38 protein-coding genes are annotated in these 24,411 nt (G+C 38.4%); all 38 read right to left on the reverse strand.

Translation table 11 applies throughout. The annotated features are described in order from the left end of the window. Positions 1-83 precede the first annotated feature (83 nt). The 38 genes from ACKI3H_RS08890 to rpsL all read right to left on the reverse strand — a co-directional run bounded on the left by ACKI3H_RS08890 (position 84) and on the right by rpsL (position 24,362). On the reverse strand, positions 84-881 hold the full coding sequence (locus ACKI3H_RS08890; protein ID WP_407371911.1) for an energy-coupling factor transporter transmembrane component T family protein: 798 nt from the start codon (positions 879-881) through the stop codon (positions 84-86). Next, entirely contained in the window at positions 878-1,768 is an 891-nt protein-coding gene (locus ACKI3H_RS08895) for an energy-coupling factor ABC transporter ATP-binding protein (RefSeq protein WP_407371912.1), read from the reverse strand. Before ACKI3H_RS08895 ends, ACKI3H_RS08890 begins: the two co-directional genes overlap by 4 nt. After that, positions 1,744-2,583 (reverse strand): energy-coupling factor ABC transporter ATP-binding protein, encoded by an 840-nt coding sequence (locus ACKI3H_RS08900; RefSeq protein ID WP_407371913.1) that lies wholly within the window; start codon positions 2,581-2,583, stop codon positions 1,744-1,746. The genes ACKI3H_RS08895 and ACKI3H_RS08900 overlap by 25 nt, the downstream gene beginning before the upstream one ends. Before the next feature lie 1,004 nt (positions 2,584-3,587). After that, positions 3,588-3,968: a 50S ribosomal protein L17 gene (gene rplQ, locus ACKI3H_RS08905; protein WP_407371914.1), complete on the reverse strand. Its 381-nt coding sequence runs from the start codon at positions 3,966-3,968 to the stop codon at positions 3,588-3,590. A gap of 26 nt (positions 3,969-3,994) precedes the next feature. After that, positions 3,995-4,939, reverse strand: coding sequence for a DNA-directed RNA polymerase subunit alpha (locus ACKI3H_RS08910; RefSeq protein WP_007722184.1), 945 nt, complete (start codon positions 4,937-4,939; stop codon positions 3,995-3,997). A 73-nt stretch (positions 4,940-5,012) separates the two neighbouring features. Continuing rightward, positions 5,013-5,399, reverse strand: coding sequence for a 30S ribosomal protein S11 (gene rpsK, locus ACKI3H_RS08915; RefSeq protein ID WP_007722186.1), 387 nt, complete (start codon positions 5,397-5,399; stop codon positions 5,013-5,015). A 23-nt stretch (positions 5,400-5,422) separates the two neighbouring features. Beyond that, positions 5,423-5,788 (reverse strand): 30S ribosomal protein S13, encoded by a 366-nt coding sequence (rpsM, locus tag ACKI3H_RS08920; protein ID WP_035020846.1) that lies wholly within the window; start codon positions 5,786-5,788, stop codon positions 5,423-5,425. A 31-nt stretch (positions 5,789-5,819) separates the two neighbouring features. Next, a complete protein-coding gene (rpmJ, locus tag ACKI3H_RS08925) occupies positions 5,820-5,933 on the reverse strand; it encodes a 50S ribosomal protein L36 (protein WP_007722194.1) in 114 nt (37 codons plus the stop codon). A gap of 34 nt (positions 5,934-5,967) precedes the next feature. Continuing rightward, positions 5,968-6,186: a translation initiation factor IF-1 gene (gene infA / locus ACKI3H_RS08930; RefSeq protein WP_013712012.1), complete on the reverse strand. Its 219-nt coding sequence runs from the start codon at positions 6,184-6,186 to the stop codon at positions 5,968-5,970. 262 nt (positions 6,187-6,448) lie between these two features. Beyond that, positions 6,449-7,102 carry an adenylate kinase gene (locus ACKI3H_RS08935; RefSeq protein WP_407371915.1) on the reverse strand — a complete coding sequence of 218 codons (654 nt, stop codon included), beginning with the start codon at positions 7,100-7,102 and terminating at the stop codon, positions 6,449-6,451. A gap of 58 nt (positions 7,103-7,160) precedes the next feature. Then, positions 7,161-8,456: a preprotein translocase subunit SecY gene (gene secY, locus ACKI3H_RS08940; RefSeq protein ID WP_407371916.1), complete on the reverse strand. Its 1,296-nt coding sequence runs from the start codon at positions 8,454-8,456 to the stop codon at positions 7,161-7,163. Continuing rightward, the gene (gene rplO / locus ACKI3H_RS08945; RefSeq protein WP_013712015.1) at positions 8,456-8,896 is read right to left on the reverse strand and encodes a 50S ribosomal protein L15; all 441 of its coding nucleotides are present in this window, start codon (positions 8,894-8,896) and stop codon (positions 8,456-8,458) included. The genes secY and rplO overlap by 1 nt, the downstream gene beginning before the upstream one ends. A 44-nt stretch (positions 8,897-8,940) precedes the next feature. Beyond that, entirely contained in the window at positions 8,941-9,120 is a 180-nt protein-coding gene (rpmD, locus tag ACKI3H_RS08950; protein WP_013712016.1) for a 50S ribosomal protein L30, read from the reverse strand. A gap of 15 nt (positions 9,121-9,135) precedes the next feature. Continuing rightward, a complete protein-coding gene (rpsE, locus tag ACKI3H_RS08955; protein ID WP_350450814.1) occupies positions 9,136-9,636 on the reverse strand; it encodes a 30S ribosomal protein S5 in 501 nt (166 codons plus the stop codon). A 20-nt stretch (positions 9,637-9,656) separates the two neighbouring features. Beyond that, positions 9,657-10,013, reverse strand: coding sequence for a 50S ribosomal protein L18 (gene rplR / locus ACKI3H_RS08960; protein ID WP_407371917.1), 357 nt, complete (start codon positions 10,011-10,013; stop codon positions 9,657-9,659). 48 nt (positions 10,014-10,061) lie between these two features. Then, on the reverse strand, positions 10,062-10,598 hold the full coding sequence (gene rplF / locus ACKI3H_RS08965; protein WP_407371918.1) for a 50S ribosomal protein L6: 537 nt from the start codon (positions 10,596-10,598) through the stop codon (positions 10,062-10,064). 31 nt (positions 10,599-10,629) lie between these two features. After that, complete coding sequence (gene rpsH / locus ACKI3H_RS08970) at positions 10,630-11,028, reverse strand: 30S ribosomal protein S8 (RefSeq protein WP_407371919.1); 399 nt, start codon at positions 11,026-11,028, stop codon at positions 10,630-10,632. Between the two features lie 31 nt (positions 11,029-11,059). Continuing rightward, positions 11,060-11,245, reverse strand: a complete 186-nt coding sequence (locus tag ACKI3H_RS08975) for a type Z 30S ribosomal protein S14 (RefSeq protein WP_013712021.1) — start codon at positions 11,243-11,245, stop codon at positions 11,060-11,062. A gap of 18 nt (positions 11,246-11,263) precedes the next feature. After that, positions 11,264-11,803: a 50S ribosomal protein L5 gene (gene rplE, locus ACKI3H_RS08980; protein WP_407371920.1), complete on the reverse strand. Its 540-nt coding sequence runs from the start codon at positions 11,801-11,803 to the stop codon at positions 11,264-11,266. A 26-nt stretch (positions 11,804-11,829) separates the two neighbouring features. Continuing rightward, positions 11,830-12,141 carry a 50S ribosomal protein L24 gene (rplX, locus tag ACKI3H_RS08985; protein WP_350450817.1) on the reverse strand — a complete coding sequence of 104 codons (312 nt, stop codon included), beginning with the start codon at positions 12,139-12,141 and terminating at the stop codon, positions 11,830-11,832. Positions 12,142-12,176: 35 nt separating this feature from the next. Next, the gene (gene rplN, locus ACKI3H_RS08990; RefSeq protein WP_013712024.1) at positions 12,177-12,545 is read right to left on the reverse strand and encodes a 50S ribosomal protein L14; all 369 of its coding nucleotides are present in this window, start codon (positions 12,543-12,545) and stop codon (positions 12,177-12,179) included. Positions 12,546-12,595: 50 nt separating this feature from the next. After that, complete coding sequence (rpsQ, locus tag ACKI3H_RS08995) at positions 12,596-12,862, reverse strand: 30S ribosomal protein S17 (RefSeq protein ID WP_007725691.1); 267 nt, start codon at positions 12,860-12,862, stop codon at positions 12,596-12,598. 27 nt (positions 12,863-12,889) lie between these two features. Next, positions 12,890-13,084 carry a 50S ribosomal protein L29 gene (gene rpmC, locus ACKI3H_RS09000; protein WP_013712026.1) on the reverse strand — a complete coding sequence of 65 codons (195 nt, stop codon included), beginning with the start codon at positions 13,082-13,084 and terminating at the stop codon, positions 12,890-12,892. Continuing rightward, positions 13,074-13,508, reverse strand: a complete 435-nt coding sequence (gene rplP / locus ACKI3H_RS09005; protein ID WP_035020865.1) for a 50S ribosomal protein L16 — start codon at positions 13,506-13,508, stop codon at positions 13,074-13,076. Before rplP ends, rpmC begins: the two co-directional genes overlap by 11 nt. A gap of 2 nt (positions 13,509-13,510) precedes the next feature. Then, positions 13,511-14,167 (reverse strand): 30S ribosomal protein S3, encoded by a 657-nt coding sequence (rpsC, locus tag ACKI3H_RS09010; RefSeq protein ID WP_035020867.1) that lies wholly within the window; start codon positions 14,165-14,167, stop codon positions 13,511-13,513. Positions 14,168-14,170: 3 nt separating this feature from the next. Then, a complete protein-coding gene (gene rplV / locus ACKI3H_RS09015; protein ID WP_013712029.1) occupies positions 14,171-14,527 on the reverse strand; it encodes a 50S ribosomal protein L22 in 357 nt (118 codons plus the stop codon). A gap of 23 nt (positions 14,528-14,550) precedes the next feature. Then, positions 14,551-14,829 carry a 30S ribosomal protein S19 gene (gene rpsS / locus ACKI3H_RS09020; protein ID WP_035020868.1) on the reverse strand — a complete coding sequence of 93 codons (279 nt, stop codon included), beginning with the start codon at positions 14,827-14,829 and terminating at the stop codon, positions 14,551-14,553. A gap of 54 nt (positions 14,830-14,883) precedes the next feature. Then, the gene (rplB, locus tag ACKI3H_RS09025; protein ID WP_407371921.1) at positions 14,884-15,717 is read right to left on the reverse strand and encodes a 50S ribosomal protein L2; all 834 of its coding nucleotides are present in this window, start codon (positions 15,715-15,717) and stop codon (positions 14,884-14,886) included. A 37-nt stretch (positions 15,718-15,754) separates the two neighbouring features. Then, a complete protein-coding gene (gene rplW / locus ACKI3H_RS09030) occupies positions 15,755-16,039 on the reverse strand; it encodes a 50S ribosomal protein L23 (protein ID WP_007725672.1) in 285 nt (94 codons plus the stop codon). After that, positions 16,039-16,662, reverse strand: a complete 624-nt coding sequence (gene rplD, locus ACKI3H_RS09035; protein WP_035020872.1) for a 50S ribosomal protein L4 — start codon at positions 16,660-16,662, stop codon at positions 16,039-16,041. The genes rplW and rplD overlap by 1 nt, the downstream gene beginning before the upstream one ends. Before the next feature lie 25 nt (positions 16,663-16,687). Continuing rightward, entirely contained in the window at positions 16,688-17,320 is a 633-nt protein-coding gene (rplC, locus tag ACKI3H_RS09040; RefSeq protein ID WP_013712033.1) for a 50S ribosomal protein L3, read from the reverse strand. Between the two features lie 27 nt (positions 17,321-17,347). Further along, positions 17,348-17,656, reverse strand: coding sequence for a 30S ribosomal protein S10 (rpsJ, locus tag ACKI3H_RS09045; RefSeq protein ID WP_350450821.1), 309 nt, complete (start codon positions 17,654-17,656; stop codon positions 17,348-17,350). Between the two features lie 409 nt (positions 17,657-18,065). Then, positions 18,066-19,091, reverse strand: a complete 1,026-nt coding sequence (locus ACKI3H_RS09050; RefSeq protein ID WP_407371922.1) for a branched-chain amino acid aminotransferase — start codon at positions 19,089-19,091, stop codon at positions 18,066-18,068. 105 nt (positions 19,092-19,196) lie between these two features. Then, on the reverse strand, positions 19,197-19,694 hold the full coding sequence (locus ACKI3H_RS09055) for a kinase (protein ID WP_407371923.1): 498 nt from the start codon (positions 19,692-19,694) through the stop codon (positions 19,197-19,199). Between the two features lie 193 nt (positions 19,695-19,887). Then, on the reverse strand, positions 19,888-21,078 hold the full coding sequence (gene tuf / locus ACKI3H_RS09060) for an elongation factor Tu (protein WP_407371924.1): 1,191 nt from the start codon (positions 21,076-21,078) through the stop codon (positions 19,888-19,890). Positions 21,079-21,217: 139 nt separating this feature from the next. Beyond that, positions 21,218-23,305, reverse strand: a complete 2,088-nt coding sequence (gene fusA, locus ACKI3H_RS09065) for an elongation factor G (protein ID WP_407371925.1) — start codon at positions 23,303-23,305, stop codon at positions 21,218-21,220. A gap of 104 nt (positions 23,306-23,409) precedes the next feature. After that, complete coding sequence (gene rpsG, locus ACKI3H_RS09070) at positions 23,410-23,880, reverse strand: 30S ribosomal protein S7 (RefSeq protein WP_013712039.1); 471 nt, start codon at positions 23,878-23,880, stop codon at positions 23,410-23,412. 71 nt (positions 23,881-23,951) lie between these two features. Continuing rightward, positions 23,952-24,362 (reverse strand): 30S ribosomal protein S12, encoded by a 411-nt coding sequence (gene rpsL, locus ACKI3H_RS09075; protein WP_013712040.1) that lies wholly within the window; start codon positions 24,360-24,362, stop codon positions 23,952-23,954. Positions 24,363-24,411 lie beyond the last annotated feature (49 nt).

Genomic DNA, 24,411 nt, shown 5'->3' on the forward strand with positions numbered 1-24,411 from the left:
TCCTTTACACTACCTTGTTCTAAGGGAATTAAAAGTCAAAGAACCTCTCGCAACCTAGCAGAAAGGTTCTTTGACTTCTTGCATCAATTTCTCAATACGACTAATCCGACGGTCAATACAGCATAACTCAGCATCGCTACAGTATCGCGTGACACCCATTCGAGTTGACGGTATTTTGTACGTCCTTCGCCGCCTTTGTACCCTCTGGCTTCCATAGCCGTAGCTAATTCTTCCGCACGGTTAAATGAGCTGACGAATAAAGGAATCAAAATGGGAACAATTGCTTTCATTTGTTGGAAAATGTTTCCTTCTCCAAAATCGACTCCACGAGCGCGTTGTGCGTTCATGATTTTTTCGGTTTCATCCATCAATGTTGGCACAAAGCGCAAGGCAATCGACAACATCAAGGCAATTTCATAAACGGGTACTTTAACTACTTTCAAAGGACGCAATAAGTATTCGATCGCATCAGTTAACGATAATGGCATAGTGGTCAATGTCAGCAATGTCGACATGAAGATGATTAAGACAAAGCGGCAAAAAATGAATACCCCATTCAATAATCCTTCTTGCGAAATAATAATTGGACCCCAATCAAAGTACACCGTGCTTCCTCCGGTAAAGAGTACTTGTAAGATTACGGTAAAGAGTATCAGCCAGATTAATGGCTTGACTCCATTGATAAAAAAGCTCAGTTTAATCGTTGATAAGCGAATCGCTGTTAGCGCAAACGCCAATAATAGCAAATACGTCATCCAATTGTTGGCTAAGAAAATAATCCCGATAAAAATAACTGTCCCAAGTAATTTAGCCCTGGGATCTAATTTATGAATCCATGAATCTCCAGGAATGTAACGACCAAAAATCAATTTATCCATCATTTGGCATCACCTGCTTTTGACTCATTGGGTTGCAGTTTCAAAGATGCCGCAATCACATCTGCTAAATCATTGGTCGTTAACGGTAAGCCATTAAAGATAAGGCCCGTTTTCTCGCTCAGGAGGCTACCAAACGAAACGGCAGCAGGAACACCTAATTGCTTCGATTCAAGCCACTCTGCGTCTTTAAATACGTCTTGAGGATCTCCTTCTTTAATGACAGTCCCTTTTTCAAGAACAACCATATGATCCGCGTAATTTGCTACGTCATCCATTTGGTGCGTCACTAAGATAATGGTCAACCCTTGCGTACGGTATAACTGATAGAACATCTCCATCATTTCTTTGCGTCCTTGTGGATCAAGACCGGCAGTTGGTTCATCTAAGACCAAGACTTCAGGTTCCATCGCTAAAACGCCGGCAATCGCCACACGTCGCATTTGGCCACCAGACAGGTCAAACGGTGAGCGTTCCAAGTAAGACTCGTCTAAGCCCACTATAGGCAGCATACGTTTCGCTAACTCAAGACCCTCTTCTTCTGTAGCTCCAAAGTTTTTCGGTCCAAAAGCAATATCTTTAGCAACCGTTTCTTCAAACAACTGTGACTCCGGAAATTGGAAGACGATTCCGACTTTCTTACGGATGCCTTTCAAGTTCTTGTTATTGGATTGTGACGTAATGACACGGTTGCCAATCGTCACGGTTCCTTCACTCGGTTTCATCAAGGCATTCAAGTGTTGCAATACAGTAGATTTCCCACTACCCGTATGCCCTACTAAAGCGGTAAAGCTGCCTTCTTTAATGTGCAAGTCAATATCAAAAAGTGCCCGATTTTGGAAAGGTGTCCCTTTTTGGTAGGTATAGCCTACTTTTTCGAAAGTAATGTCCATAACCAGTCCACCATCCCTTCTTCGGTTAAATACTCTGTTGGAACATTGATCCCACGATTGCGTAAATCGCTTTTCAGCTTCTCAGCAAATGGCAGATCAAGACCCATTTCAATCAGTTGATCGCCATAAGAAAAAATCTCTTCCGGCGTTCCTTCTTGCACCAATTCTCCATTTTTCATCACTAGAACACGATTGGCATTTGCTGCTTCATCGATATCATGAGTGATTGAAATAACCGTTAAATTGGCTCTTTCTTTAATCTCTTTGACTGTTGCCAAAACTTCTTGTCTTCCCTGAGGGTCTAACATACTCGTTGCTTCATCCAAAATAATGATTTGCGGACGTAATGCAACCACTCCAGCAATCGCTACGCGTTGTTTTTGTCCACCCGATAAACGAGCCGGTTCTTTTTCCATAAAATCTTGCATTTTAACTCGTGTAATGGCGCTTTTTACGCGTTCAATCATTTCATCTCTAGGTATCCCTTGATTTTCTAATCCAAATGCAACGTCATCTTGAACCGTTGAGCCTACAAATTGATTATCCGGATTTTGAAAAACCATACCGACCATCTCACGAATTTTCCAAATATTTTCTTCACTTAAAATAAGTCCGCCAACGGTTACTTCACCTTGACTAGGAGCAACTAACCCATTGATCGTTTTTGCAAGAGTAGACTTACCAGAACCATTGTGACCAATAATAGCAATCCATTCGCCTTCTTCAATGGAAAGAGAGACATTATTTAACGCTGGTCGATCATCAGTTTCATGGTATTGATAGGAAATATCTTTTAACGTTATGATTTTATTCACTGAACATTCCTCACGTTCTATATACTAAAAAAGAATCAATTCTTTTCCAGCTTTCTAAGTACAAATTTAGTTAAGACTAACAAAAAATAAGCTACGTTGCAATACACTCAACGAATACTGCTTTTCCTCAGACTTAAATTACTTACTGCTTTATAGTATAACATTACACAATCTTTTTTTGGGGTGTCTTGACACTATTTTACAGAACTTTTAACTCTTTTTTCATTTTTTCGAAACAAAAATAACTTATTCTCAAATTGATTCCCTTTTTATGGATAAGTGAGTACCTATTATTGCTTCACTTGTCCCTTAAACCTGCTTTGATGGACAAGTGATCAAACTTTTAGATGTCACTCTTCCGTGAAAAGTCGTTTCATGGAAGAGTGACTCCTCTTCTCTACTTCACTTGTCCGTTAAAAGATATTTTATGACCCAATCCAATAAGACAGACTACTTTTATGCAGCACATACAGTCTAATGAATAGATATAACAGCATAAAAAATAGCTTAGTTAAAATTTCTGGAGGAGGAGGGATTGAATGTAGTCGTATAAAGGATTCAATTCGAATGACAAAGTATTATCGCTTCAGCGACTAAGCTTTGTTTGAGGCTTGAAAGTCTGAAGAAAAGGCTTCAGACGGTCCCATGGCTCTTCAAAAACAAACCCGTAAATTCCAGGAGAAATTCCTTTTCACCCGGTCAAATACCACTAATTTCACTTATCTTTTTGTATTAAAAAAGGAAACAAATATATGGACACCCCCACCTATTTGCTTCCTTTCTTAAGACAAAAAAAATCACTTTCTTTTGATGAATTTACCTCTCCTGAATGAGCAAACTCAAATCAGGAGAAGTTTCGAGCTAGACTTGGAAACCAATAAAATTGATCCCATCATCATAACACTCTTTGCATACATCTAAAAAGTGAAACACATTGAATTTCAAACAATTTCAGTAAGCACTAAATACACGCGGCAACTCGTCATTTCAGCACTACATTAAAATTAAACTAATTCAATAATAACCATTGGTGCAGCATCGCCGCGACGTGGTTGAGTTTTCATGATACGTGTGTATCCACCTTGACGCTCAGCGTAACGTGGAGCAACATCGCTAAATAATTTTTGTAAAACTGATTGAACAACGATATCTTCGCCATCTTCTTTAACAGAAGCGACTTCATTACGTACGAATTCTGCAGCTTGACGACGTGCGTGTAAATCGCCTTTTTTACCTAAAGTAATCATTTTTTCAGTCGTTTTACGGACTTCTTTAGCGCGAGCTTCAGTTGTTACGATACGTTCGTTGATGATCAAATCAGAAGTTAAGTCGCGTAGCATTGCTTTACGTTGTGAACTTGTACGTCCTAATTTACGGTAACCCATTGTACATTTCCTCCCTTGTTACAGTACTAGTCGTCTTGGCGTAAGTTTAAGTCTAATTCAGCTAACTTAAATTTCACTTCTTCAAGTGATTTACGTCCTAGATTACGTACTTTAATCATTTCAGCTTCAGTTTTATCAGTTAACTCTTGAACAGAATTGATTCCAGCACGTTTCAAACAGTTGTATGAACGAACAGATAAATCAAGCTCTTCAATTGTCATTTCAAGCATTTTTTCTTTATGAGTTTCTTCTTTTTCTACCATGATTTCAGCTTTACGAGCTTCATCTGTTAGATTTACGAAGACATTCAAATGTTCTGTAAGAATTTTAGCTGCTAAACTAACAGCCTCTTCTGGACTAATCGAACCATCTGCCCAAACATCAAGTGTTAACTTGTCAGAAATATTTTTTTGACCCACTCGAGTATTTTCGACTTGATAATTCACACGACTAACCGGGGTGTAAATTGAATCGATTGGTAATACGCCAATTGGCATATCATCTTGTTTGTTGTGTTCAGCTCGTACATATCCTCGTCCTGATTTTGCTGTCATGCGTACGTGGAAACGTGCGCCTTCTGCAACTGTACAAATGTACAAGTCAGGATTTAGAATTTCAACATCGCTATCATAAATGATATCAGCTGCTGTTACTACTGCTGGACCCTTCACATCAATTTCAATCGTTTTGTCTTCACCAGAATATAACTTGAGAGCAAGTTTTTTAATATTTAAAATGATTGATGTTACATCTTCAACAACACCATCGACAGTTGAAAATTCATGTAATACACCATCAATTTGAATAGTAGTTACTGCTGCTCCTGGAAGAGAAGACAACAAAATACGACGTAGAGAATTTCCTAACGTTGTACCATAACCGCGTTCAAGTGGTTCTACAACGAATTTACCAAACTTGGCATCATCGCTGATCTCAATCGTTTCAATTCTTGGTTTCTCAATTTCGATCATTCTATCTATACCCCTTTCAAAACGTTAAATTCATGTTACTGAGTGCTACCCGACATAGTGAAGCGGCTCTCAATTAAACACGACGGCGTTTTGGAGGGCGGCATCCATTATGTGGAATCGGAGTTACGTCACGAATTGCTGTAACTTCTAATCCTGTAGCTTGTAAAGAACGGATAGCTGCTTCACGACCAGAACCTGGTCCTTTAACTGCAACTTCTACAGTTTTCATTCCGTTTTCCATACTTACTTTAGCAGCTGCTTCTGCTGCCATTTGTGCTGCAAATGGAGTAGATTTTTTTGATCCGCGGAATCCTAGAGCTCCTGCTGAAGACCATGAAATCGCATTTCCATGTACATCTGTAATCATTACGATTGTGTTGTTAAAAGTAGAACGAATATGTGCAACTCCGCTTTCTACATTCTTTTTAACACGACGTTTACGTGTAACTTTTTTTGCCATGAGGTTACCTCCTTACTAATGTTTTATTTTTTTCTGCCTGCAATTGATTTAGCTGGGCCTTTACGAGTACGCGCGTTGTTTTTCGTGTTTTGTCCACGAACTGGTAAACCACGGCGATGACGTATGCCTCGGTATGATCCGATTTCAATCAATCGTTTGATATCTTGGCTTACTTCACGACGAAGGTCACCTTCAACTTTTAATGTATCAATTGTCGCACGAATAGCGTCTAATTGATCATTTGACAAGTCACGTACACGAATTTCTTCTGATACGCCAGCATCTTTTAAGACTTTTTGAGCTGTTGTTTTACCGATTCCATATACATAAGTTAGAGAAATTACTACACGTTTGTCACGCGGAATATCTACACCTGCAATACGAGCCATTAACAATTACACCTCCTGTTTTTTTAAATGATTATCCTTGACGTTGTTTGTGTTTAGGGTTTTCGCAAATCACCATAACACGTCCTTTACGACGGATAACTTTGCATTTGTCACAAATTTTCTTTACTGATGGTCTTACTTTCATGAACTATACCTCCTATTTTATTGACGGAGTACAATTATTTAAAGCGATAAGTTATGCGACCACGTGATAAATCGTAAGGTGACAACTCAACTGTGACTTTGTCTCCTGGTAGGATTCTAATGTAGTGCATTCGGATTTTACCTGAAACGTGAGCCAATACAACATGGCCATTTTCAAGTTCGACTTTAAACATTGCATTCGGCAAAGTTTCAACGACTGTTCCTTCAATTTCAATGACATCGTCTTTCGCCACGCCTAGTACCTCCTTAAAATTGTTTCGCGTTTAATACGCGATAAACAGTGAGCGCACTTAGCCCTCACCTTCTATTTGTTTAATCTTCTTATTACTAATACAGTATATCAGCATTGAAAACACAACACCTCGAATATTGTACCACAAATTAAATATAGTGACAAGTAGCCTCGCTCGATAACTGATCAAGCAATTTTAACCATGAGCTAGCTGGCTGTGACTTCTATCAAGAAAATCTTGAAGTCATTGTTGCTCTGTTCATTTACTTAGTGTTTGCAATTATGCCTTGGATGTCTTTGAAAACATCTTTAACGTCATCTTCACCATTTACGGTGTACAACACATTACGTTCTTTATAAAAGTCTAATAGAGGTTCGGTTAACTCAAGGTTAACACTAATACGATTTTCAACAGTTTCTGGTTTATCGTCATCTCTTTGATAGAATTCATGTCCACCACAACGATCACAAGTACCTTCAACCACTGGTGGTTTATTGATTTTATGATACGTAGCACCACATGAACGACAGATAATCCGTCCAGTCAAACGTTGCATTAAGATATCTTTGTTAACACTGATGTAAACAACAGCATCTAATTCTTTGTTTAGATCTTTTAAGATTTCTTCCAATGCTTGCGCTTGGTTAAGCGTTCTTGGAAAACCATCTAGCAAGAATCCATTTTCAGTATCTGCTTCAGCCAAACGTTCTTTTACAATCCCGTTTGTTACTTCATCAGGTACTAAATCGCCTTTATCCATATAAGTTTTAGCTTCTAATCCTAAGGCAGTTTCATTTTTGATAGCAGCTCGGAACATATCCCCTGTAGAAATGTGTGGCACATGGTATGTGTCAACAATTTGTTCAGCTTGCGTTCCTTTCCCTGCACCAGGAAGACCCATTAAAATGAGATTCAAAATTTTTCCTCCTTAAATGTAAGAATGAGTGCCGAGGATAATCCCCAACACTTTCTTCTTATTGTATAAAGCCTTGGTAATTTTTCTTAGACATTTGTCCTTCAAGTTGTCTCATCAGTTCTAAAGCTACACCAACTACAATAAGTAGGCTGGTTCCGCCAAGAGAAACAGATTGAGGCAAGTTCCAAACGTTCGACGCAATTATCGGTAGTATTGCGATAACTCCTAGATAAACTGCTCCGACTGTACTCAACCGCGTTAACGTTGTTGAGATGAAATCTTGAGTAGGTTTTCCAGGTCGCACACTAGGAATGTATCCGCCTTGTTTTTGTAAGTTCTCAGCAACTTTCTCTGGATTCACTTGAATGAATGCATAGAAGTAAGTAAAGACTACGATTAAAACAGTATAGAGAACTGCTCCAAGCGGTTCTTGCAAATTAAAAATCTTATTTAAAATGATGTACCATTGTGCATCAGCATTCGTAGCACTAAAGAATCCTAAGATTGTCTGTGGTGTCATAATAAATGAACTTGCAAAGATTACTGGAATTACACCAGCTGAATTTACTTTCAATGGCAAGTGAGTGTCCTGACCTGAGCCAGCTGAGCGTTTTGAGTATTGAACAGGAATTTTTCTTCTTGCATTTTCGACGTAAACGACCGTTACAACAATTGCTACAAAAGCAATGGCAATCAAAACAGCAAAAAGAATAGCTTGCGCCATATCGTCTCCAGCATTTCGAATTTGCGAATTGTAAAAGTCTCCTAAATCAGAAGGTACGCGAGCAATGATACCTGAGAAGATAATCATTGAGATCCCGTTACCAAATCCTTTAACTGTAATTTGTTCTCCAAGCCACATAACCAACATTGTTCCGGCAGTTAACAGAATAGCAATCATAAGATAAGTAGTTGTACTAGGATTGATAACCAAACCTTGATCCACTAGAGCATTAAATCCATACGAGATACCGATTGCTTGAACAAAAGCCAAACCAATCGTTAAGTATCTTGTAACTTGATTTAATTTTCTACGGCCTACTTCACCTTGTTTTGCCCATTCAGCAAACTTAGGAATAATATCCATTTGCAACAGTTGAACAACAATTGAAGAAGTAATATAGGGTGAAACACCGAGTGCAAAAATAGAATAACTGTCTAATGCTCCTCCACCAAATGTATTTAACAAACTGAACAAAGAACTATTTGAGGATAGATCTTGTAGAGCTGCCGCATTAACACCAGGAACCGTTATATGAGTTCCTAGTCTAAATACGATTAAAATACCTAAAGTGAAGAGGATTCTACTTCGAATTTCCTTTGTTTTAAAGGACTCTATAAGCAGTTTGATCATTAGATCACCTCAATTGAACCACCAGCAGCTTCAATAGCTTCTTTAGCTGCTTGGGAGAATTTGCTTGCTTTAACAGTAAGTTTACGTTCAACTTGTCCGTTACCCAAAACTTTAATCCCTGATTTTTCAGATTTGATGACTTTTGTTTCAATTAACAACGCTGGTGTTACTACTGTACCATCTTCGAAACGGTTTAATGTATCAAGATTTACGATAGCATACTCTTTGCGGTTAATGTTTGTAAATCCACGTTTTGGTACACGACGGAATAATGGTGTTTGACCACCTTCAAATCCTAAACGTACGCCACCACCTGAACGTGAGTTTTGTCCTTTTTGGCCTCGACCTGATGTTTTACCATTGCCTGATGAAGTCCCACGTCCAACGCGGTTACGCACTTTACGAGATCCTTCAGCGGGTTGTAATTCATGAAGTTTCATATAGATTAGGCACCTCCTTCAATAAAAGTCTACTTACAAATGTTTTATACTTCTTTAACGTCCACTAAATGTGAGATTGTTTTAACCATACCAGTGATAGCTTCATTAGCAGGCTTAACTACAGTACTGTTGATTTTTCTTAAACCAAGAGCTTGAACTGTATCTTTTTGGTTTTGAGGACGTCCGATAACGCTACGTTTTAAAGTGATTTCTAAATTAGCCATTTCTTAATGTCCTCCTTATCCTATAATTTCTTCTACAGTTTTTCCACGAAGTTTTGCAACTTCTTCAACGCGTTTTAATTGTAATAAGCCATCAACAGTAGCACGGATCATGTTGATTGGTGTGCTTGAACCTAATGATTTGCTTGTTACGTCTGCAACTCCAGCTAATTCCAATACGGCACGTACTGGACCACCAGCAGAAACCCCAGAACCGGCAACAGCAGGTTTAATTAAAATGTTACCGCCGCTATAACGACCAATAACTGCGTGAGGAATCGTAGTATCTACCATAGGTACTTCAATAAGATTCTTTTTAGCATCTTCAATTGCTTTGCGGATAGCTTCTGGTACTTCTTGTGCTTTACCAGTACCGAAACCTACGTGTCCGTTTTTATCTCCGACAACAACGATAGCAGCAAAACGTAGACGACGTCCACCTTTAACAACTTTAGTTACGCGGTTGATTGAAACGACACGATCTTCTAATTCCAAATGTGTTGGATCGATGTAAACCATGTGTGGTATTCCTCCTTTTTTTAAAATTCTAGTCCATTTTCGCGAGCAGCTTCAGCTAAAGCTTGCACACGGCCATGGTAAAGGTATCCACCACGGTCAAAGACTACTTGTTTAATACCTTTTTCAGTAGCAACTTTAGCGATAGCTGAACCAACAGCTGAAGCTTGAGCTACTTTTGTTTCTCCTGAAACTTCTTTGTCTAATGAAGATGCACTTGCTAGCGTTACACCCGCTACGTCATCAATTAATTGAGCGTAGATGTTTTTATTAGAACGGAACACGTTTAAGCGTGGGCACTCTGCAGTACCAGAAATTTTAGAACGTACACGACCATGTCTTTTCAGACGTAGTTTGTTTTTGTCTGGTTTTGTAATCACAATTGTCACCTCTTTAATTTTATGGTTGAAAATTAGGCAGCCAGGCTATTATTTACCTGTTTTACCTTCTTTACGACGTACGATTTCGTCAGAATAACGAATTCCTTTACCTTTATAAGGTTCTGGTGGACGTACGCCACGGATGTTAGCAGCTAAAGCGCCAACTTTTTCTTTGTTTGTCCCTTTAACAACTACTTTAGTGTTAGCAGGAACTTCAATGTTAATACCTTCGTCTGCAGTAAATTCTACAGGATGAGAGTAACCAACGTTCAATACAAGTTTGTTACCTTGTAATTGTGCACGGTACCCTACACCAATTAATTCTAATGTCTTTTCAAAACCAACAGTTACACCAACAATCATGTTGTTTAAATTAGCACGCATTGTGCCATGTAGTGCACGATTTGTTTTCAAGTCGTTTGGACGAGAAAAGTTAATTTCGTTGCCTTCTACATTCATTGTGATAACTGGGCTGAAAGAACGACTCAATTCACCTTTTGGTCCCTTAACAGTAACGATGTTCTCATTACGAGTAACCGTTACGCCTTCAGGGATAGTGATTGTTTTATTACCTATACGGCTCACAGCAATACACCTCCTTGATTAGTCTTTCTTATTACCAAATGTAAGCGATAATTTCGCCACCAATATTTTTTGCTCTTGCTTCTTTATCTGTGATGACACCTTCAGAAGTTGATACGATCGCAATACCAAGTCCGTTAAGAACTTTAGGTACTTCGCCAGCTTTAGCGTATACACGCAAACCTGGTTTAGAGATACGTTTCAATCCTGTGATAACACGTTCGTTGTCTTTTCCGTATTTTAAGAAAACGCGGATAACGCCTTGTTTGTCATCTTCCATGTATTCAACATTTTTAATGAAACCTTCACGTTTCAAAATGTTAGCAATATCTTTTTTAATTTTTGATGCAGGTGCTTCTAGTTGTTCGTGACGTGCTTGGTTAGCATTACGTACACGAGTTAGAAAATCTGCAATCGGATCTGTCATGACCATTGAATTTAGCCTCCTTTATGCGAGTATCGTATTACCAGCTTGCTTTTTTCATGCCAGGAATTTGTCCTTTGTAGGCAAGTTCACGGACGCAAATACGGCAAAGTTTAAATTTGCGGTAAACTGAGTGTGGACGTCCACAGCGTTCACAACGAGTATATGCTTGAGTTGAGAATTTAGCAGGGCGTTTGTTTTTAGCAATTTGTGATTTTTTAGCCACGTAGTTCGCCTCCTATTCTTATTTTTGGAATGGCATTCCAAGTTGTGTTAACAATTCACGAGATTCTTCGTCTGTATTAGCAGTAGTTACAATAACAATATCCATTCCGCGGACTTTGTCTACTTTATCGTAGTCAACTTCTGGGAAGATTAATTGTTCTTTAACGCCTAACGTGTAGTTTCCACGTCCGTCAAAAGACTTGTTGCTGATACCGTGAAAGTCACGTACACGAGGAAGTGAAACAGAAACTAATTTGTCTAAGAAATCATACATTCTGTCTCCACGTAATGTTACTTTTGTACCAATCGGCATACCTTCACGTAAACGGAAGCCAGCGATTGATTTTTTTGCTTTAGTGACTAATGGTTTTTGACCAGAAATAACTGTTAACTCATCAACAGCTTTGTCTAAATTTTTAGCATTTGATACAGCATCACCCACACCCATGTTGATAACAATTTTATCTACTTTAGGTGTTTGCATAATTGATTTGTAACCAAATTTTTCTACCATTGAAGGTGTTACTTCTTGGATATATTTTTCTTTAAGGCGGTTCATGAAGTTCATACCTCCTTCCTTATCTATTATTTATCTAAAACTTCACCGGTTTTTTTAGAAATACGTACTTTTTTGCCGTCTTCAACTTTAAATCCAACACGAGTTGGTTCGCCAGTTGCAGCGTTTATAAGCATAACATTTGAAACGTGGATAGGGGCTTCCATTTCAATGATTCCACCTTGTGGATTCGCTGAGTTAGGTTTTTGATGTTTTTTCATAACATTAACGCCTTCTACGATTACACGATCCTTTTTAGGAAAAGCTTTTAATACGACAGCTTCAGTTCCTTTATCTTTACCAGTAATAACTTTTACTTTATCGCCTGTTTTAATGTACATGTCTTTCACGCACCTCCTTTGTGGATGGTTGATTATTAAAGAACTTCTGGAGCAAGTGAAACGATCTTCATGAAGTTGTTGTCACGCAATTCGCGAGCAACTGGTCCAAAGATACGAGTTCCACGTGGGCTCTTATCGTCACGGATAATTACACATGCATTTTCATCAAATTTAATGTATGAACCATCTGAACGGCGAGCTCCTGATTTAGTACGAACGATAACTGCACGAACGACCTCACCTTTTTTGACAACGCCACCTGGTGTTGCATGTTTTACAGTACAAACAATTACATCACCAATGTTAGCGATTTTACGGCCTGATCCGCCTAATACTTTAATAGTTAAGACTTCACGAGCTCCTGAGTTATCTGCAACTCTCAAACGACTTTCTGTTTGGATCACTGTGGTATCCTCCTTCCAGATTTGGAAACTATGTTATTTGTTGGAAAACCTTAAACTGTAACAGATTCTTCAACAACTTCTACTAAACGGAAATGTTTTGTAGATGACAACGGACGAGTTTCCATAATTTTTACGATATCGCCAATTTTGGCAACATTGTTTTCATCATGTGCTTTATATTTTTTTGAGTATTTAATACGTTTACCGTAACGGCTATGTTTCTTTTGAGTTTCTATTACGACAACAATTGTTTTATCCATTTTGTCTGAAACAACTCGGCCTTGGTAGACTTTACGTTGATTACGTTCTTCACTCATTGTTTGGTGACCTCCTTTGACAATCAACTATTTTTGTAATTCAGCTTGACGTAACGCAGTTTTAATACGTGCAATCGATTTGCGAACTTCACTTAAACGAGCAGTATTTTCTAGTTGGCCAGTAGCTAACTGGAATCTTAGATTGAATAACTCTTCTTTAAATGCTTTTTCTTTCTCAACCATTTCAGCAGTGGTTAACTCTTTAAGTTCATTAGCTTTCATTCGATTCACCACCAATTTCTTTACGTTTTACAATCTTAGTTTTAACAGGTAGTTTATGAGAAGCTAAACGAAGTGCTTCACGAGCTACTTCTTCTGAAACTCCATCAACTTCAAACATGATTTTTCCACGTTTAACTGGTGCAACCCAACCTTCAGGTGCTCCTTTACCAGAACCCATACGAACTCCAATTGCTTTAGACGTATATGATTTATGAGGGAAGATTTTAATCCATACTTTCCCACCACGTTTCATGTAACGTGTCATTGCGATACGAGATGCTTCAATCTGACGGTTTGTAATCCATTTTGACTCTACGGCTTGTAAACCCCACTCACCAAAAGTTACTTCTTTCCCACCTTTAGCTTCACCGCGCATTTTACCTCTAAATTCACGACGGAATTTTACACGTTTAGGTACTAACATGATTATTTCCCTCCTTTCTCAGTGTTCTTTTTTGCAGGAAGAACTTCTCCACGGTAGATCCAAACTTTTATACCTAGTTTACCGTAAGTTGTAGCTGCTTCTTCCCATGCGTAGTCGATGTCGGCACGCAATGTATGAAGAGGAACAGTTCCTTCTGAATGTGTTTCGCTACGAGCGATATCTGCACCATTTAAACGGCCAGAAACCATTGTTTTAATACCTTTAGCTCCAGCACGCATTGTGCGTTGGATAGCTTGTTTTTGAGCACGACGGAAAGCAACACGGCTTTCTAGTTGACGAGCAATTCCTTCGCCGACTAATTTAGCGTCTAGGTCAGGGCGTTTGATTTCCACAATGTTGATGTGAACTCTTTTGCCTGTTAAATCATTTAATTTTTTACGTAATGCGTCAACTTCAGACCCACCTTTACCAATAACCATTCCTGGTTTAGCAGTGTGAACTGAAACGTTAACACGGTTAGCAGCACGCTCAATTTCTACTTTAGAAACAGAAGCTTCGCTTAATTTTTTTGCAATATATTCGCGGATAGCGATATCTTCGTGTAAATAGTTTGCGAAATCTTTTTCTGCATACCATTTAGAATCCCAATCGCGGATGATACCTACACGTAAGCCTGTTGGATTAATTTTTTGACCCACAGATTATCCCTCCTTCTTTTCAGATACCACTACTGTAATGTGGCTTGTGCGTTTCAAGATTGGTGCAGCTGATCCTTTTGCACGTGGACGGAAACGTTTCATCGTTGGTCCTTCGTTAACATAAGCTTCGCTTACTACCAAATTTTCTACGTCTAAGTCGTAGTTATGTTCTGCATTAGCAATTGCTGACATTAAAACTTTTTCGATTGCTGGTGAAGCACCACGTGGAGTGAATTTCAAAATTGAAATTGCTTCTCCGATGCTTTTCCCTCTAATAAGATCGACAACTAAACGAACTTTACGAGCTGCAATACGAACAGTTTTAGCAGTTGCTTTAGCTTCTGTAATTTGTTCTGCCATATCGAGTTATCCTCCTCTCAAAATTAACGTTTAGTTTTTTTATCATCCGCAGTGTGACCGCGGTATGTTCTTGTTGGTGCAAATTCACCTAATTTGTGTCCGACCATATCTTCTTGAATGTAAACTGGTACATGCTTGCGTCCATCATAGACTGCGATTGTGTAACCAATGAAACTCGGGAAAATTGTTGAACGACGTGACCAAGTTTTAACGACAGATTTCTTTTCGCCTTCGGCCATTGCATTCATTTTTTTCATTAAGTGTTCATCGACAAAAGGTCCTTTTTTAAGACTACGACCCATGGGTGAACCTCCTTCCATTCCTTAGGAAAGTTGGAAAAACCAACTAACCTAGGTTTATTTTGTTTTACGACGACGTGTAATAAATTTATTAGATTGAGCTTTCTTGTTACGTGTTTTCAATCCAAGAGCAGGTTTACCCCATGGAGTCATTGGACCAGCATGTCCGATTGGAGCTTTACCTTCACCACCACCGTGTGGGTGATCGTTAGGGTTCATTACAGAACCACGAACAGTTGGGCGTTTGCCTAACCAACGAGAACGTCCAGCTTTACCAATGTTGATCAATTCATGTTGTTCGTTACCAACAGAACCAATTGTTGCACGACAAGTTCCTAAGATTAGACGAACTTCACCTGAGTTTAAGCGGATCATTACGTATTTGCCTTCTTTACCTAACACTTGCGCGCTAGTTCCAGCTGAACGAACTAATTGTCCACCTTTACCTGGTTTCATTTCAATATTGTGGATTACAGTACCAGCAGGAATGTTTTCTAATAGAAGAGCATTTCCTGTTTTGATATCTACTGATTCTCCTGAAACGATTTGTTGTCCTACTTGGATTCCTTTAGGTGCGATGATGTATGTTTTAATACCATCAACGTATTGTACTAAAGCAATGTTAGCTGAGCGATTTGGATCGTACTCAATAGTTTTGATGATACCCACGATACCGTCTTTATTACGTTTAAAGTCGATAACACGGTAATTACGTTTGTGTCCGCCACCACGGTGACGTACCATGATTTTACCAGCATTGTTACGTCCGGCTTTTCTTTTGTTTGGTTCCAACAATGTCTTTTCAGGCGTTGTTGAAGTGATTTCTGCGAAATCAGAACCAGTCATATTACGACGGCCGTTTGTGGTAGGTTTGTACTTTCTAATACCCACGTGTTTTACCTCCCGATGTTTATTTTCAAAGCTTTAATTAAGCTTCAAACAATTCGATTTCTTTTGATTCAGTTGTTAAAGTTACGATTGCTTTACGACGTTTTTTAGTGTATCCAGTATGTTTACCCATACGTTTTAATTTTCCACGTACGTTCATGATGTTAACATTAGAAACTTTTACGTCAAAAATTTCTTCAATCGCTTGTTTTACTTGAGTTTTATTTGCGCGAACATCCACTTCGAAAGTGTATTTTTTGTTATCTTGAGCAGCCATTGCTGCTTCAGTGATAATTGGGCGCAAGATTACGTCACGTACATCCATTATTGAAGAACCTCCTCTAGCTTAGTTAGAGCAGTTTGTGTCAAAATCAATTTTTCATGCGCTACAACATCTAACACAGTAACATTATCAAAAGCTACAACTTTAACTCCTGGAAGGTTACGGGCAGATAATGTTGCGAAATCATTGTCGTTTTCTACTACGATAAACGCTTTAGAATCAACATTTAGATTTTTTAACACTTGTGCAAATTCTTTAGTTTTTGGTGCATCAAAGTTCAATGCGTCAACAACGATTAAATCTCCGCTTACTACTTTAGTAGAAAGAACAGATTTGATTGCTAAGCGACGAACTTTTTTAGGAAGTTTGTAGCTGTATGAACGTGGAGTTGGTCCGAAGACGATTCCACCACCGCGCCATTGTGGAGATCTGATTGACCCTTGACGAGCACGACCAGTTCCTTTTTGAGCCCACGGTTTACGTCCACCACCGCGTACTGCACTGCGGTTTTTAACTGCGTGATTTCCTTGTCTTAATGAAGCACGTTGCATGATGATTGCATCAAAAACAACGTTTTCGTTTGGTTCAATACCGAAAATAGCGTCGTTTAAAGTAACTTCACCATTTTGTGTACCATCTTGTTTGTATAAGGCTACGTTTGGCATTCCTTTGTTCCTCCTCTCTTAATTTTTATTTAGCTTTTTGAAAAGCTGATTTAATTTGGATTAAGGATTTTTTAGACCCAGGTACATTTCCTTTAATAAGAATTACATTTTTTTCGACGTCAACACGAACAACTTCAAGATTCTTGATAGTTACGCGGTTTCCGCCCATACGACCTGGTAGTAATGTGCGTTTGAACACACGGTTAGGATCTACAGGACCCATTGAACCTGGACGACGGTGGTGACGAGATCCGTGGGACATTGGTCCACGACTATGTCCGTGGCGTTTAATAACACCTTGGAATCCTTTACCTTTGGTAGTCCCCGTTACATTAACGATGTCTCCAGCTTTGAAAGCATCAACTTTCACTTCTTGTCCTACTTCGTAGTCCCCAAGCTCAACATCGTCAAATTCACGAATGAAGCGCTTAGGAGTAGCGTTTGCTTTTGCTACGTGACCCATTGCAGGTTTATTAGACAATACTTCACGTTTATCTTGGTAACCCAATTGAACTGCTTCGTAACCATCCGTTTCGATTGTTTTAACTTGTAAAACAACGTTTGGAGTTGCTTCGATTACAGTTACTGGAATTAATTCACCAGACTCAGTAAAGACTTGTGTCATTCCTACTTTTTTTCCTAAGATTCCTTTGGTCATGAGTACACCTCCATTATTTTTTTAAAATTAAAGCTTGATTTCGATATCTACGCCAGATGGTAGATCTAGTTTTGTTAAAGCATCAACAGTTTTAGATGTTGGATTAACAATATCAATCACACGTTTGTGTGTACGCATTTCAAATTGTTCGCGAGAATCTTTATATTTGTGAGTCGCACGGATCACAGTGTAAAGAGTTCTTTCTGTTGGCAATGGAATTGGACCAGATACACTAGCACCAGTTCTTTTTGCTGTTTCTACAATTTTTTCCGCTGATTGATCTAAGATACGATGTTCATATGCTTTTAAGCGGATACGAATCTTTTGTTTTGCCATTATTTTCCCTCCTTCGCCTATTTTTATAAATTAGACATTGCTCCACGAAAATTTCCGTCACACGCGCCGTGACAAAGCGGCCGGGTGTGTCGCAACCTCTCGTTTCATAGCCATTGGGTTTCTTTCGAATACCCCTAGCACGATTCCACTTATGAAATCAGCACCTTTTTAATTATACAAAAAAACACTTTTTTAATCAAGCTTTTTTTGATGTTTGCTAAATTAATTTATTCTATCTAAAAAATAGTTCTCTATTTTTACAATTTTCCTCATTTATCCTGTTTCATGAAAAAAATAAACTAAGTTAGGATTACATCAACGTTTCCCATCTTAGCTTATTTTGTTTTGTTTGTCTATTTATTTGTTTGATTAATTTCTTTCTTCTATATAATATCCTAACCGTTTTACTTTATTCTACTTTTTGAATCCAACCACTTGGTGCTTCTATATCACCATATTGAATTCCGGTAAGTTCTTCATATAATCTCTTTGTCACTGGTCCAGTTTCTGTTTCACTATAAAAGACATGAAAATCATCTTTATTTTGTATTCCACCAATTGGCGAAATAACAGCAGCCGTCCCACAAGCCCCAGCTTCTTTAAAATCATCTAGTTGATTAATCAATACATCTCCTTCGACAACTTCAAGTCCCAAACGTTCTTTTGCTAAATAAAGCAATGAATATTTTGTGATACTCGGCAAAATAGAAGGCGATACAGGTGTCACAAATTTATTGTCTTTTGTAATCCCAAAGAAATTTGCTGAACCTACTTCTTCTATCTTCGTATGGGTTGTCGGATCTAAATAAATTGCATCACTAAAGTTGCGCTTATGAGCTTCAGCTCCCGGAAGTAAGCTACCTCCATAATTCCCTCCAACTTTTGCTGCTCCAGTTCCATTTCCAGCAGCTCTATCATAATCAGAAACCATAAAGTTAGTAGGTTTCAGTCCACCTTTAAAGTAGGCTCCAACAGGCATACAAAAAATAGAAAATAAATATTCTTCTGCTGGCTTTACTCCAATATTATCTCCTACACCAATCATATATGGACGAAGATATAATGAACCTCCTGTACCATATGGTGGAATGTACTGTTCATTTGCTTTTACTACTTTTTTAACAGCCTCAATAAATGCATCTGTCGGTATAGCAGGCATCATTAATCTACTACAGCTGCGTTGCATACGTTCAGCATTTTGATCCGGTCGGAACAAATTGATTGAACCGTCTTTTGTTCGGTAAGCTTTCATCCCTTCAAAAACCGTTTGTCCATAGTGTAAGGCCGTCGACCCTTCACTGATATGAACTTTATTGTCTTCTGACAAAGTTCCATTATCCCATTCTCCATCTTTCCAGAACGAAACGTATCTATAATCGGTTTTTATGTAACTAAAACCTAAATTATTCCAGTCAATATCTACAGTTTTTGTCATTCTATCACTCCTTATCACTAATGCTCTTTAGTGTAACATATCAATGATAAAATTATGAGAGTTTTCTTACTACTATATAAATTTTATCATATGTATATTCAATTTTCACTTTCCTAAGTCATTCATTATAACTTGCACAACATCTTCTTGAGTCAACTCTTTTAGAATCAATCTTTCATGTGGAATTCCTAGATAATCTTTTTCATTCCACCAACTACGCATTTCATTCTCGCCAAATTCATTTACCTTTGTCCTTTTCTTATGTCTGTCAAAAGTCTCGTCAAAAGGTATGTCAAAGTAGTAAACATAAACATGCGGTTTAAACATATTTATTAAATCTAGCAGCATTCTTTTATACCTCTTATTTACCATGATCCCTTCCACAATGACAAAAGGACATTTCCCTAATCCATATTCAGTAATTTGCTTGATTAAATCGATAGATAGATTGCCTTCTCGATCATTGACTTTAAGCATATCTCGTCTAACTACATCTTGAGAAACAACTAAAGTAGCTTCTCCCAATAGTTCTTGCAATTTTAAAGCCGTTGTTGTTTTACCACTTCCAGAATTTCCACGTAATATAATTAGTTTTGAATCCATCTTTACAACTCCTAATGATTAGATAGTCAGTTAATCTTTTTATCTATTATACTCTATTCATAAAAATTTTATTTTGAAAACTAGTACAAGTTGCCAAATAAAAAAGCCCTGTCACAATGACAGAGCTTTTTTCTCGTATGATCACGCTCTATACCAGATAGAGTCAATGTTTATTGTTTATTCTTAGAGTTGATTAAGCTTCGATTGAAGCAACAACGCCGGCTCCAACAGTACGTCCACCTTCACGAATAGTGAATTTAGTACCTGGGTCGATAGCGATAGGTGCAATCAATTCAACGTTGATTGTAACGTTGTCTCCTGGCATAACCATTTCAGTACCTTCTGGTAACTCAACAACACCAGTTACGTCAGTAGTACGGAAGTAAAATTGTGGGCGGTAGTTAGCGAAGAATGGAGTGTGACGTCCACCTTCTTCTTTAGATAAGATATAAACTTCACCTGAGAATTTTGTATGTGGAGTAATTGAACCTGGTTTAGCTAAAACTTGTCCACGTTGGATGTCTTCACGAGCAACCCCACGTAATAATGCACCAATGTTGTCCCCTGCTTGAGCAAAGTCTAACAATTTACGGAACATTTCAACACCAGTAACTGTTGATTTAGTAGTAGCTTCATGAATTCCGATGATTTCTACTTCTTCACCGACTTTGATTTGTCCAGTTTCTACACGTCCTGTAGCAACTGTTCCACGTCCAGTAATTGAGAATACATCCTCAACTGGCATCATGAATGGTTTGTCAGTATCACGTTCTGGAGTTGGGATGTAAGAATCTACAGCATCCATCAATTCCATGATTTTATCTTCGAATTCTTCAACGCCTTCAAGAGCTTTAAGAGCTGAACCAGAGATAACTGGAGTGTCATCGCCTGGGAAGTCATATTCAGACAATAAGTCACGAACTTCCATTTCAACTAATTCTAATAATTCTTCATCATCAACTTGGTCAACTTTGTTTAAGAAAACAACGATGTATGGAACACCAACTTGGCGAGACAATAGAATGTGTTCACGAGTTTGTGGCATTGGACCATCAGCAGCAGATACTACTAAGATAGCTCCATCCATTTGTGCAGCACCAGTGATCATGTTTTTAACATAGTCAGCATGGCCTGGGCAGTCTACGTGAGCGTAGTGACGAGTTTCAGTTTCGTATTCAACGTGAGAAGTGTTGATCGTGATTCCACGTTCGCGTTCTTCAGGAGCTCCATCGATTGAAGCGTAGTCCGTTGCAGTACTCTTGAAACCTCTTTTAGCTAATACAGTTGTGATTGCAGCAGTTAATGTTGTTTTACCATGGTCAACGTGTCCAATAGTACCAATGTTAACATGCGTTTTTGAGCGATCGTATTTTTCTTTTGCCATTTTAGTAATTTCCTCCTCATAGTGAGTTGTTTTTTTAGTGATAAGAACAGAATAAGATTATTCCGCCCCCATCATTTGTAAAAATTATAACGATTATCCATTAGAAAATCAATACTTAACGTTGGAGAGCAAATTAAGATTAGTTTGCTGATCCGCCATTTTTCTTGATAATTTCTTCAGAAATAGATTTTGGTACATCTTCATAATGATCAAATGTCATTGAGAAAGTACCGCGACCTTGTGTTGCTGAACGTAATGCAGTTGCATAACCGAACATTTCAGCCAATGGAATCATACCTTTAACGATAGTAGTATTTCCACGAGCTTCAGAACCTTCGATACGTCCACGACGAGCAGAGATGTGTCCCATTACGTCTCCTAAATAATCTTCAGGAATTGTAATTTCAACGCCCATCATAGGCTCTAAGATAACTGGATTTGCTTTTTTAGCAGCATTTTTCAATGCCATTGAAGCAGCAACTTTAAAGGCAGTTTCATTTGAATCGACATCATGGTATGAACCATCATAAAGTTTTGCTTTAATATCAACTAATGGATATCCAGCAAGAACTCCGTTGTCTAATGAAGCTTCCAAACCAGCTTTAACTGCTGGGATATATTCACGAGGAACAGTACCACCAACGATTGCATCCTCAAAGTCAAAACCTTTTCCTTCTTCATTAGGAGAGAATTCGATCCATACGTGACCGTATTGACCTTTACCACCTGATTGACGAACGAATTTACCTTCTGCTTGAGTAGAACCACGGAATGTTTCACGATAAGAAACTTGTGGAGCACCAACACTAGCTTCAACATTGAATTCACGTCTCATACGGTCAACAATGATGTCCAAGTGTAACTCACCCATACCAGCAATAATTGTTTCGCCAGTTTCGTGGTCAGTTTCAGCACGGAAAGTTGGATCTTCTTCAGCAAGTTTTTGTAACGCAACACCCATTTTATCTTGGTCAGCTTTTGATTTTGGTTCAATAGCTACTTGGATAACTGGTTCTGGGAAGTCCATTGATTCTAAGATTACTTGACTTTTTTCATCACACAAAGTATCCCCAGTAGTCGTATTTTTCAATCCGACAGCTGCTGCAATATCGCCAGCAAACACTTCAGGAATTTCGCTACGAGAGTTCGCATGCATTTGCAAGATACGACCTACACGTTCACGTTTTCCTTTAGTTGAGTTTTGTACATAAGATCCTGCTTGTAACGTACCAGAATAAACACGGAAGAAAGTTAAACGACCTACGTACGGGTCAGTCATAACTTTAAATGCCAATGCTGAGAATGGTTCGCTGTCATCAGCATGACGTTCTACAGTTTCTTCAGAATCAGGTAAGATTCCTTGGATTGCAGGTACATCAAGTGGTGACGGTAGGTAGTCAACGACTGCATCAAGCATTAATTGAACACCTTTGTTTTTAAATGCTGAACCACATAAAACTGGGTAGAATTCAACGTTAACTGTTGCAGTACGGATAGCTTTTTTCAATTCAGCTTCAGAGATCTCTTCACCTTCAAGATATTTCTCCATTAAAGCTTCATCTGTATCTGCTACTGCTTCAACTAATTTTGTACGCCATTCTTCTGCTAATTCAACGTATTCTTCAGGAATGTCTTCCTCACGGATATCTGTTCCTAAGTCATTTGTATACATTTCAGCTTTCATCTTGATCAAGTCAATGATACCTGTGAAGTTATCTTCAGCACCAATTGGCAATTGAATCGGATGAGCGTTTGCTTGTAGACGGTCAAGAATAGTACCAACAGAATACAAGAAATCTGCACCTGTTTTATCCATTTTATTTACAAATACAATACGAGGTACGCCGTAAGTTGTTGCTTGACGCCAAACTGTTTCAGTTTGAGGCTCAACACCTGATTGTGCATCAAGTAAAGCAACAGCACCATCTAAAACACGTAGAGAACGTTCTACTTCAACAGTGAAGTCAACGTGACCAGGAGTATCGATGATGTTTACGCGGTGATCATGCCAAGCAGCTGTTGTTGCAGCTGATGTAATTGTAATACCACGTTCTTGTTCTTGTTCCATCCAGTCCATTTGTGAAGCACCCTCATGGGTTTCACCAATTTTATGGATTTTACCAGTATAATACAGAACACGTTCAGTTGTTGTTGTTTTACCAGCATCAATATGAGCCATGATTCCAATATTACGGGTATTCTCTAGAGAAAATTCTCTTTTTGCCATCTTGCAATAACACCTCTCTTAATTTAATTTGAACTAAGAAACTTCAATTCTTCCTTTAAAGGCTAAGGTGCACAAGTGCACCAAAGCCTTCTCTAGAAAAAATCTTACCAACGGTAATGAGCAAAAGCTTTATTTGCTTCAGCCATTTTATGAGTGTCTTCACGTTTTTTAACTGCTGCTCCAGTATTGTTAGCAGCATCCATGATTTCTTTAGCAAGACGTTGTTCCATAGTATCTTCTCCACGTAGACGAGAGTAGCTTACTAACCAACGAAGAGCAAGAGCCGTACGACGTTCTGGACGAACTTCGATTGGAACTTGGTAGTTAGAACCCCCAACACGGCGAGCTTTAACTTCAAGAACAGGCATGATATTTTTCATTGCTTGTTCAAATACTTCAATAGGTTCGTTGCCAGTTTGTTCTTTAATCATGTCAAATGCATTATAAAGAATTGTAGCAGCTTTCCCACGTTTTCCGTCAACCATGATACGGTTGATCAAACGAGTTACAAGTTTAGAATTATAAAGTGGATCAGGTAAAACATCACGTTTAGTAATAGGACCTTTACGAGGCATCCAAATTCCTCCTTTCGATAATAATTATCTTTTTAGAATAGTTTTTTTATTTCATTTAAGCAATAAGCTTATTATTTAGGGCGTTTAGTTCCGTATTTAGAACGGCTTTGTTTACGATCTGCAACACCAGCAGTATCTAAAGCTCCACGAACGATGTGGTAACGAACTCCTGGTAAATCTTTCACTCGTCCTCCACGTAAAAGAACCACACTATGTTCTTGCAAGTTGTGACCTTCACCTGGGATATAAGCAGTTACTTCAATTAAGTTAGACAAACGAACACGTGCATATTTACGTAACGCTGAGTTAGGTTTTTTAGGAGTCATAGTTCCCACACGAGTACAAACACCACGTTTTTGAGGTGAGTTTACTGTTGTTTGTTTTTTTCTTTTGCTGTTGTAACCTCTGTTTAAAGCCGGAGATTCAGACTTTTCAATTTTTGATTTACGAGGTTTACGTACTAATTGATTAATAGTAGGCATCGATTGTTTCCTCCTTCCCTATGTTATTATTCTAGTCCACACATCCAGG

Origin of the sequence: Carnobacterium sp., assembly GCF_045617425.1 — a bacterium.
Lineage (GTDB): Bacteria > Bacillota > Bacilli > Lactobacillales > Carnobacteriaceae > Carnobacterium_B.

Bases quoted from the DNA above. Each gene is read 5' to 3' on its own strand.
- ACKI3H_RS08890 (WP_407371911.1), bottom strand. From the start codon at position 881: ATGATGGATAAATTGATTTTTGGTCGTTACATTCCTGGAGATTCATGG.
- ACKI3H_RS08895 (WP_407371912.1), bottom strand. From the start codon at position 1,768: ATGGACATTACTTTCGAAAAAGTAGGCTATACCTACCAAAAAGGGACA.
- rplQ (WP_407371914.1), bottom strand. From the start codon at position 3,968: ATGGGTTACCGTAAATTAGGACGTACAAGTTCACAACGTAAAGCAATG.
- ACKI3H_RS08910 (WP_007722184.1), bottom strand. From the start codon at position 4,939: ATGATCGAAATTGAGAAACCAAGAATTGAAACGATTGAGATCAGCGAT.
- rpsK (WP_007722186.1), bottom strand. From the start codon at position 5,399: ATGGCAAAAAAAGTTACACGTAAACGTCGTGTTAAAAAGAATGTAGAA.
- rpsM (WP_035020846.1), bottom strand. From the start codon at position 5,788: ATGGCTCGTATTGCAGGTGTAGATATTCCGCGTGACAAACGTGTAGTA.
- rpmJ (WP_007722194.1), bottom strand. From the start codon at position 5,933: ATGAAAGTAAGACCATCAGTAAAGAAAATTTGTGACAAATGCAAAGTT.
- secY (WP_407371916.1), bottom strand. From the start codon at position 8,456: ATGATCAAACTGCTTATAGAGTCCTTTAAAACAAAGGAAATTCGAAGT.
- rplO (WP_013712015.1), bottom strand. From the start codon at position 8,896: ATGAAACTTCATGAATTACAACCCGCTGAAGGATCTCGTAAAGTGCGT.
- rpmD (WP_013712016.1), bottom strand. From the start codon at position 9,120: ATGGCTAATTTAGAAATCACTTTAAAACGTAGCGTTATCGGACGTCCT.
- rpsE (WP_350450814.1), bottom strand. From the start codon at position 9,636: ATGGTTTACATCGATCCAACACATTTGGAATTAGAAGATCGTGTCGTT.
- rpsH (WP_407371919.1), bottom strand. From the start codon at position 11,028: ATGGTCATGACAGATCCGATTGCAGATTTTCTAACTCGTGTACGTAAT.
- rplE (WP_407371920.1), bottom strand. From the start codon at position 11,803: ATGAACCGCCTTAAAGAAAAATATATCCAAGAAGTAACACCTTCAATG.
- rplX (WP_350450817.1), bottom strand. From the start codon at position 12,141: ATGTACATTAAAACAGGCGATAAAGTAAAAGTTATTACTGGTAAAGAT.
- rpsQ (WP_007725691.1), bottom strand. From the start codon at position 12,862: ATGAGTGAAGAACGTAATCAACGTAAAGTCTACCAAGGCCGAGTTGTT.
- rpmC (WP_013712026.1), bottom strand. From the start codon at position 13,084: ATGAAAGCTAATGAACTTAAAGAGTTAACCACTGCTGAAATGGTTGAG.
- rplP (WP_035020865.1), bottom strand. From the start codon at position 13,508: ATGTTAGTACCTAAACGTGTAAAATTCCGTCGTGAATTTAGAGGTAAA.
- rplV (WP_013712029.1), bottom strand. From the start codon at position 14,527: ATGGCAGAACAAATTACAGAAGCTAAAGCAACTGCTAAAACTGTTCGT.
- rpsS (WP_035020868.1), bottom strand. From the start codon at position 14,829: ATGGGTCGTAGTCTTAAAAAAGGACCTTTTGTCGATGAACACTTAATG.
- rplW (WP_007725672.1), bottom strand. From the start codon at position 16,039: ATGGATGTACGTGACGTAATCTTGCGCCCAATTATCACTGAAGCAGCA.
- rplD (WP_035020872.1), bottom strand. From the start codon at position 16,662: ATGCCAAACGTAGCCTTATACAAACAAGATGGTACACAAAATGGTGAA.
- rplC (WP_013712033.1), bottom strand. From the start codon at position 17,320: ATGACCAAAGGAATCTTAGGAAAAAAAGTAGGAATGACACAAGTCTTT.
- rpsJ (WP_350450821.1), bottom strand. From the start codon at position 17,656: ATGGCAAAACAAAAGATTCGTATCCGCTTAAAAGCATATGAACATCGT.
- ACKI3H_RS09050 (WP_407371922.1), bottom strand. From the start codon at position 19,091: ATGACAAAAACTGTAGATATTGACTGGAATAATTTAGGTTTTAGTTAC.
- ACKI3H_RS09055 (WP_407371923.1), bottom strand. From the start codon at position 19,694: ATGGATTCAAAACTAATTATATTACGTGGAAATTCTGGAAGTGGTAAA.
- tuf (WP_407371924.1), bottom strand. From the start codon at position 21,078: ATGGCAAAAGAAAAATACGATCGCTCAAAAACGCATGTTAACATTGGT.
- fusA (WP_407371925.1), bottom strand. From the start codon at position 23,305: ATGGCAAAAAGAGAATTTTCTCTAGAGAATACCCGTAATATTGGAATC.
- rpsG (WP_013712039.1), bottom strand. From the start codon at position 23,880: ATGCCTCGTAAAGGTCCTATTACTAAACGTGATGTTTTACCTGATCCA.
- rpsL (WP_013712040.1), bottom strand. From the start codon at position 24,362: ATGCCTACTATTAATCAATTAGTACGTAAACCTCGTAAATCAAAAATT.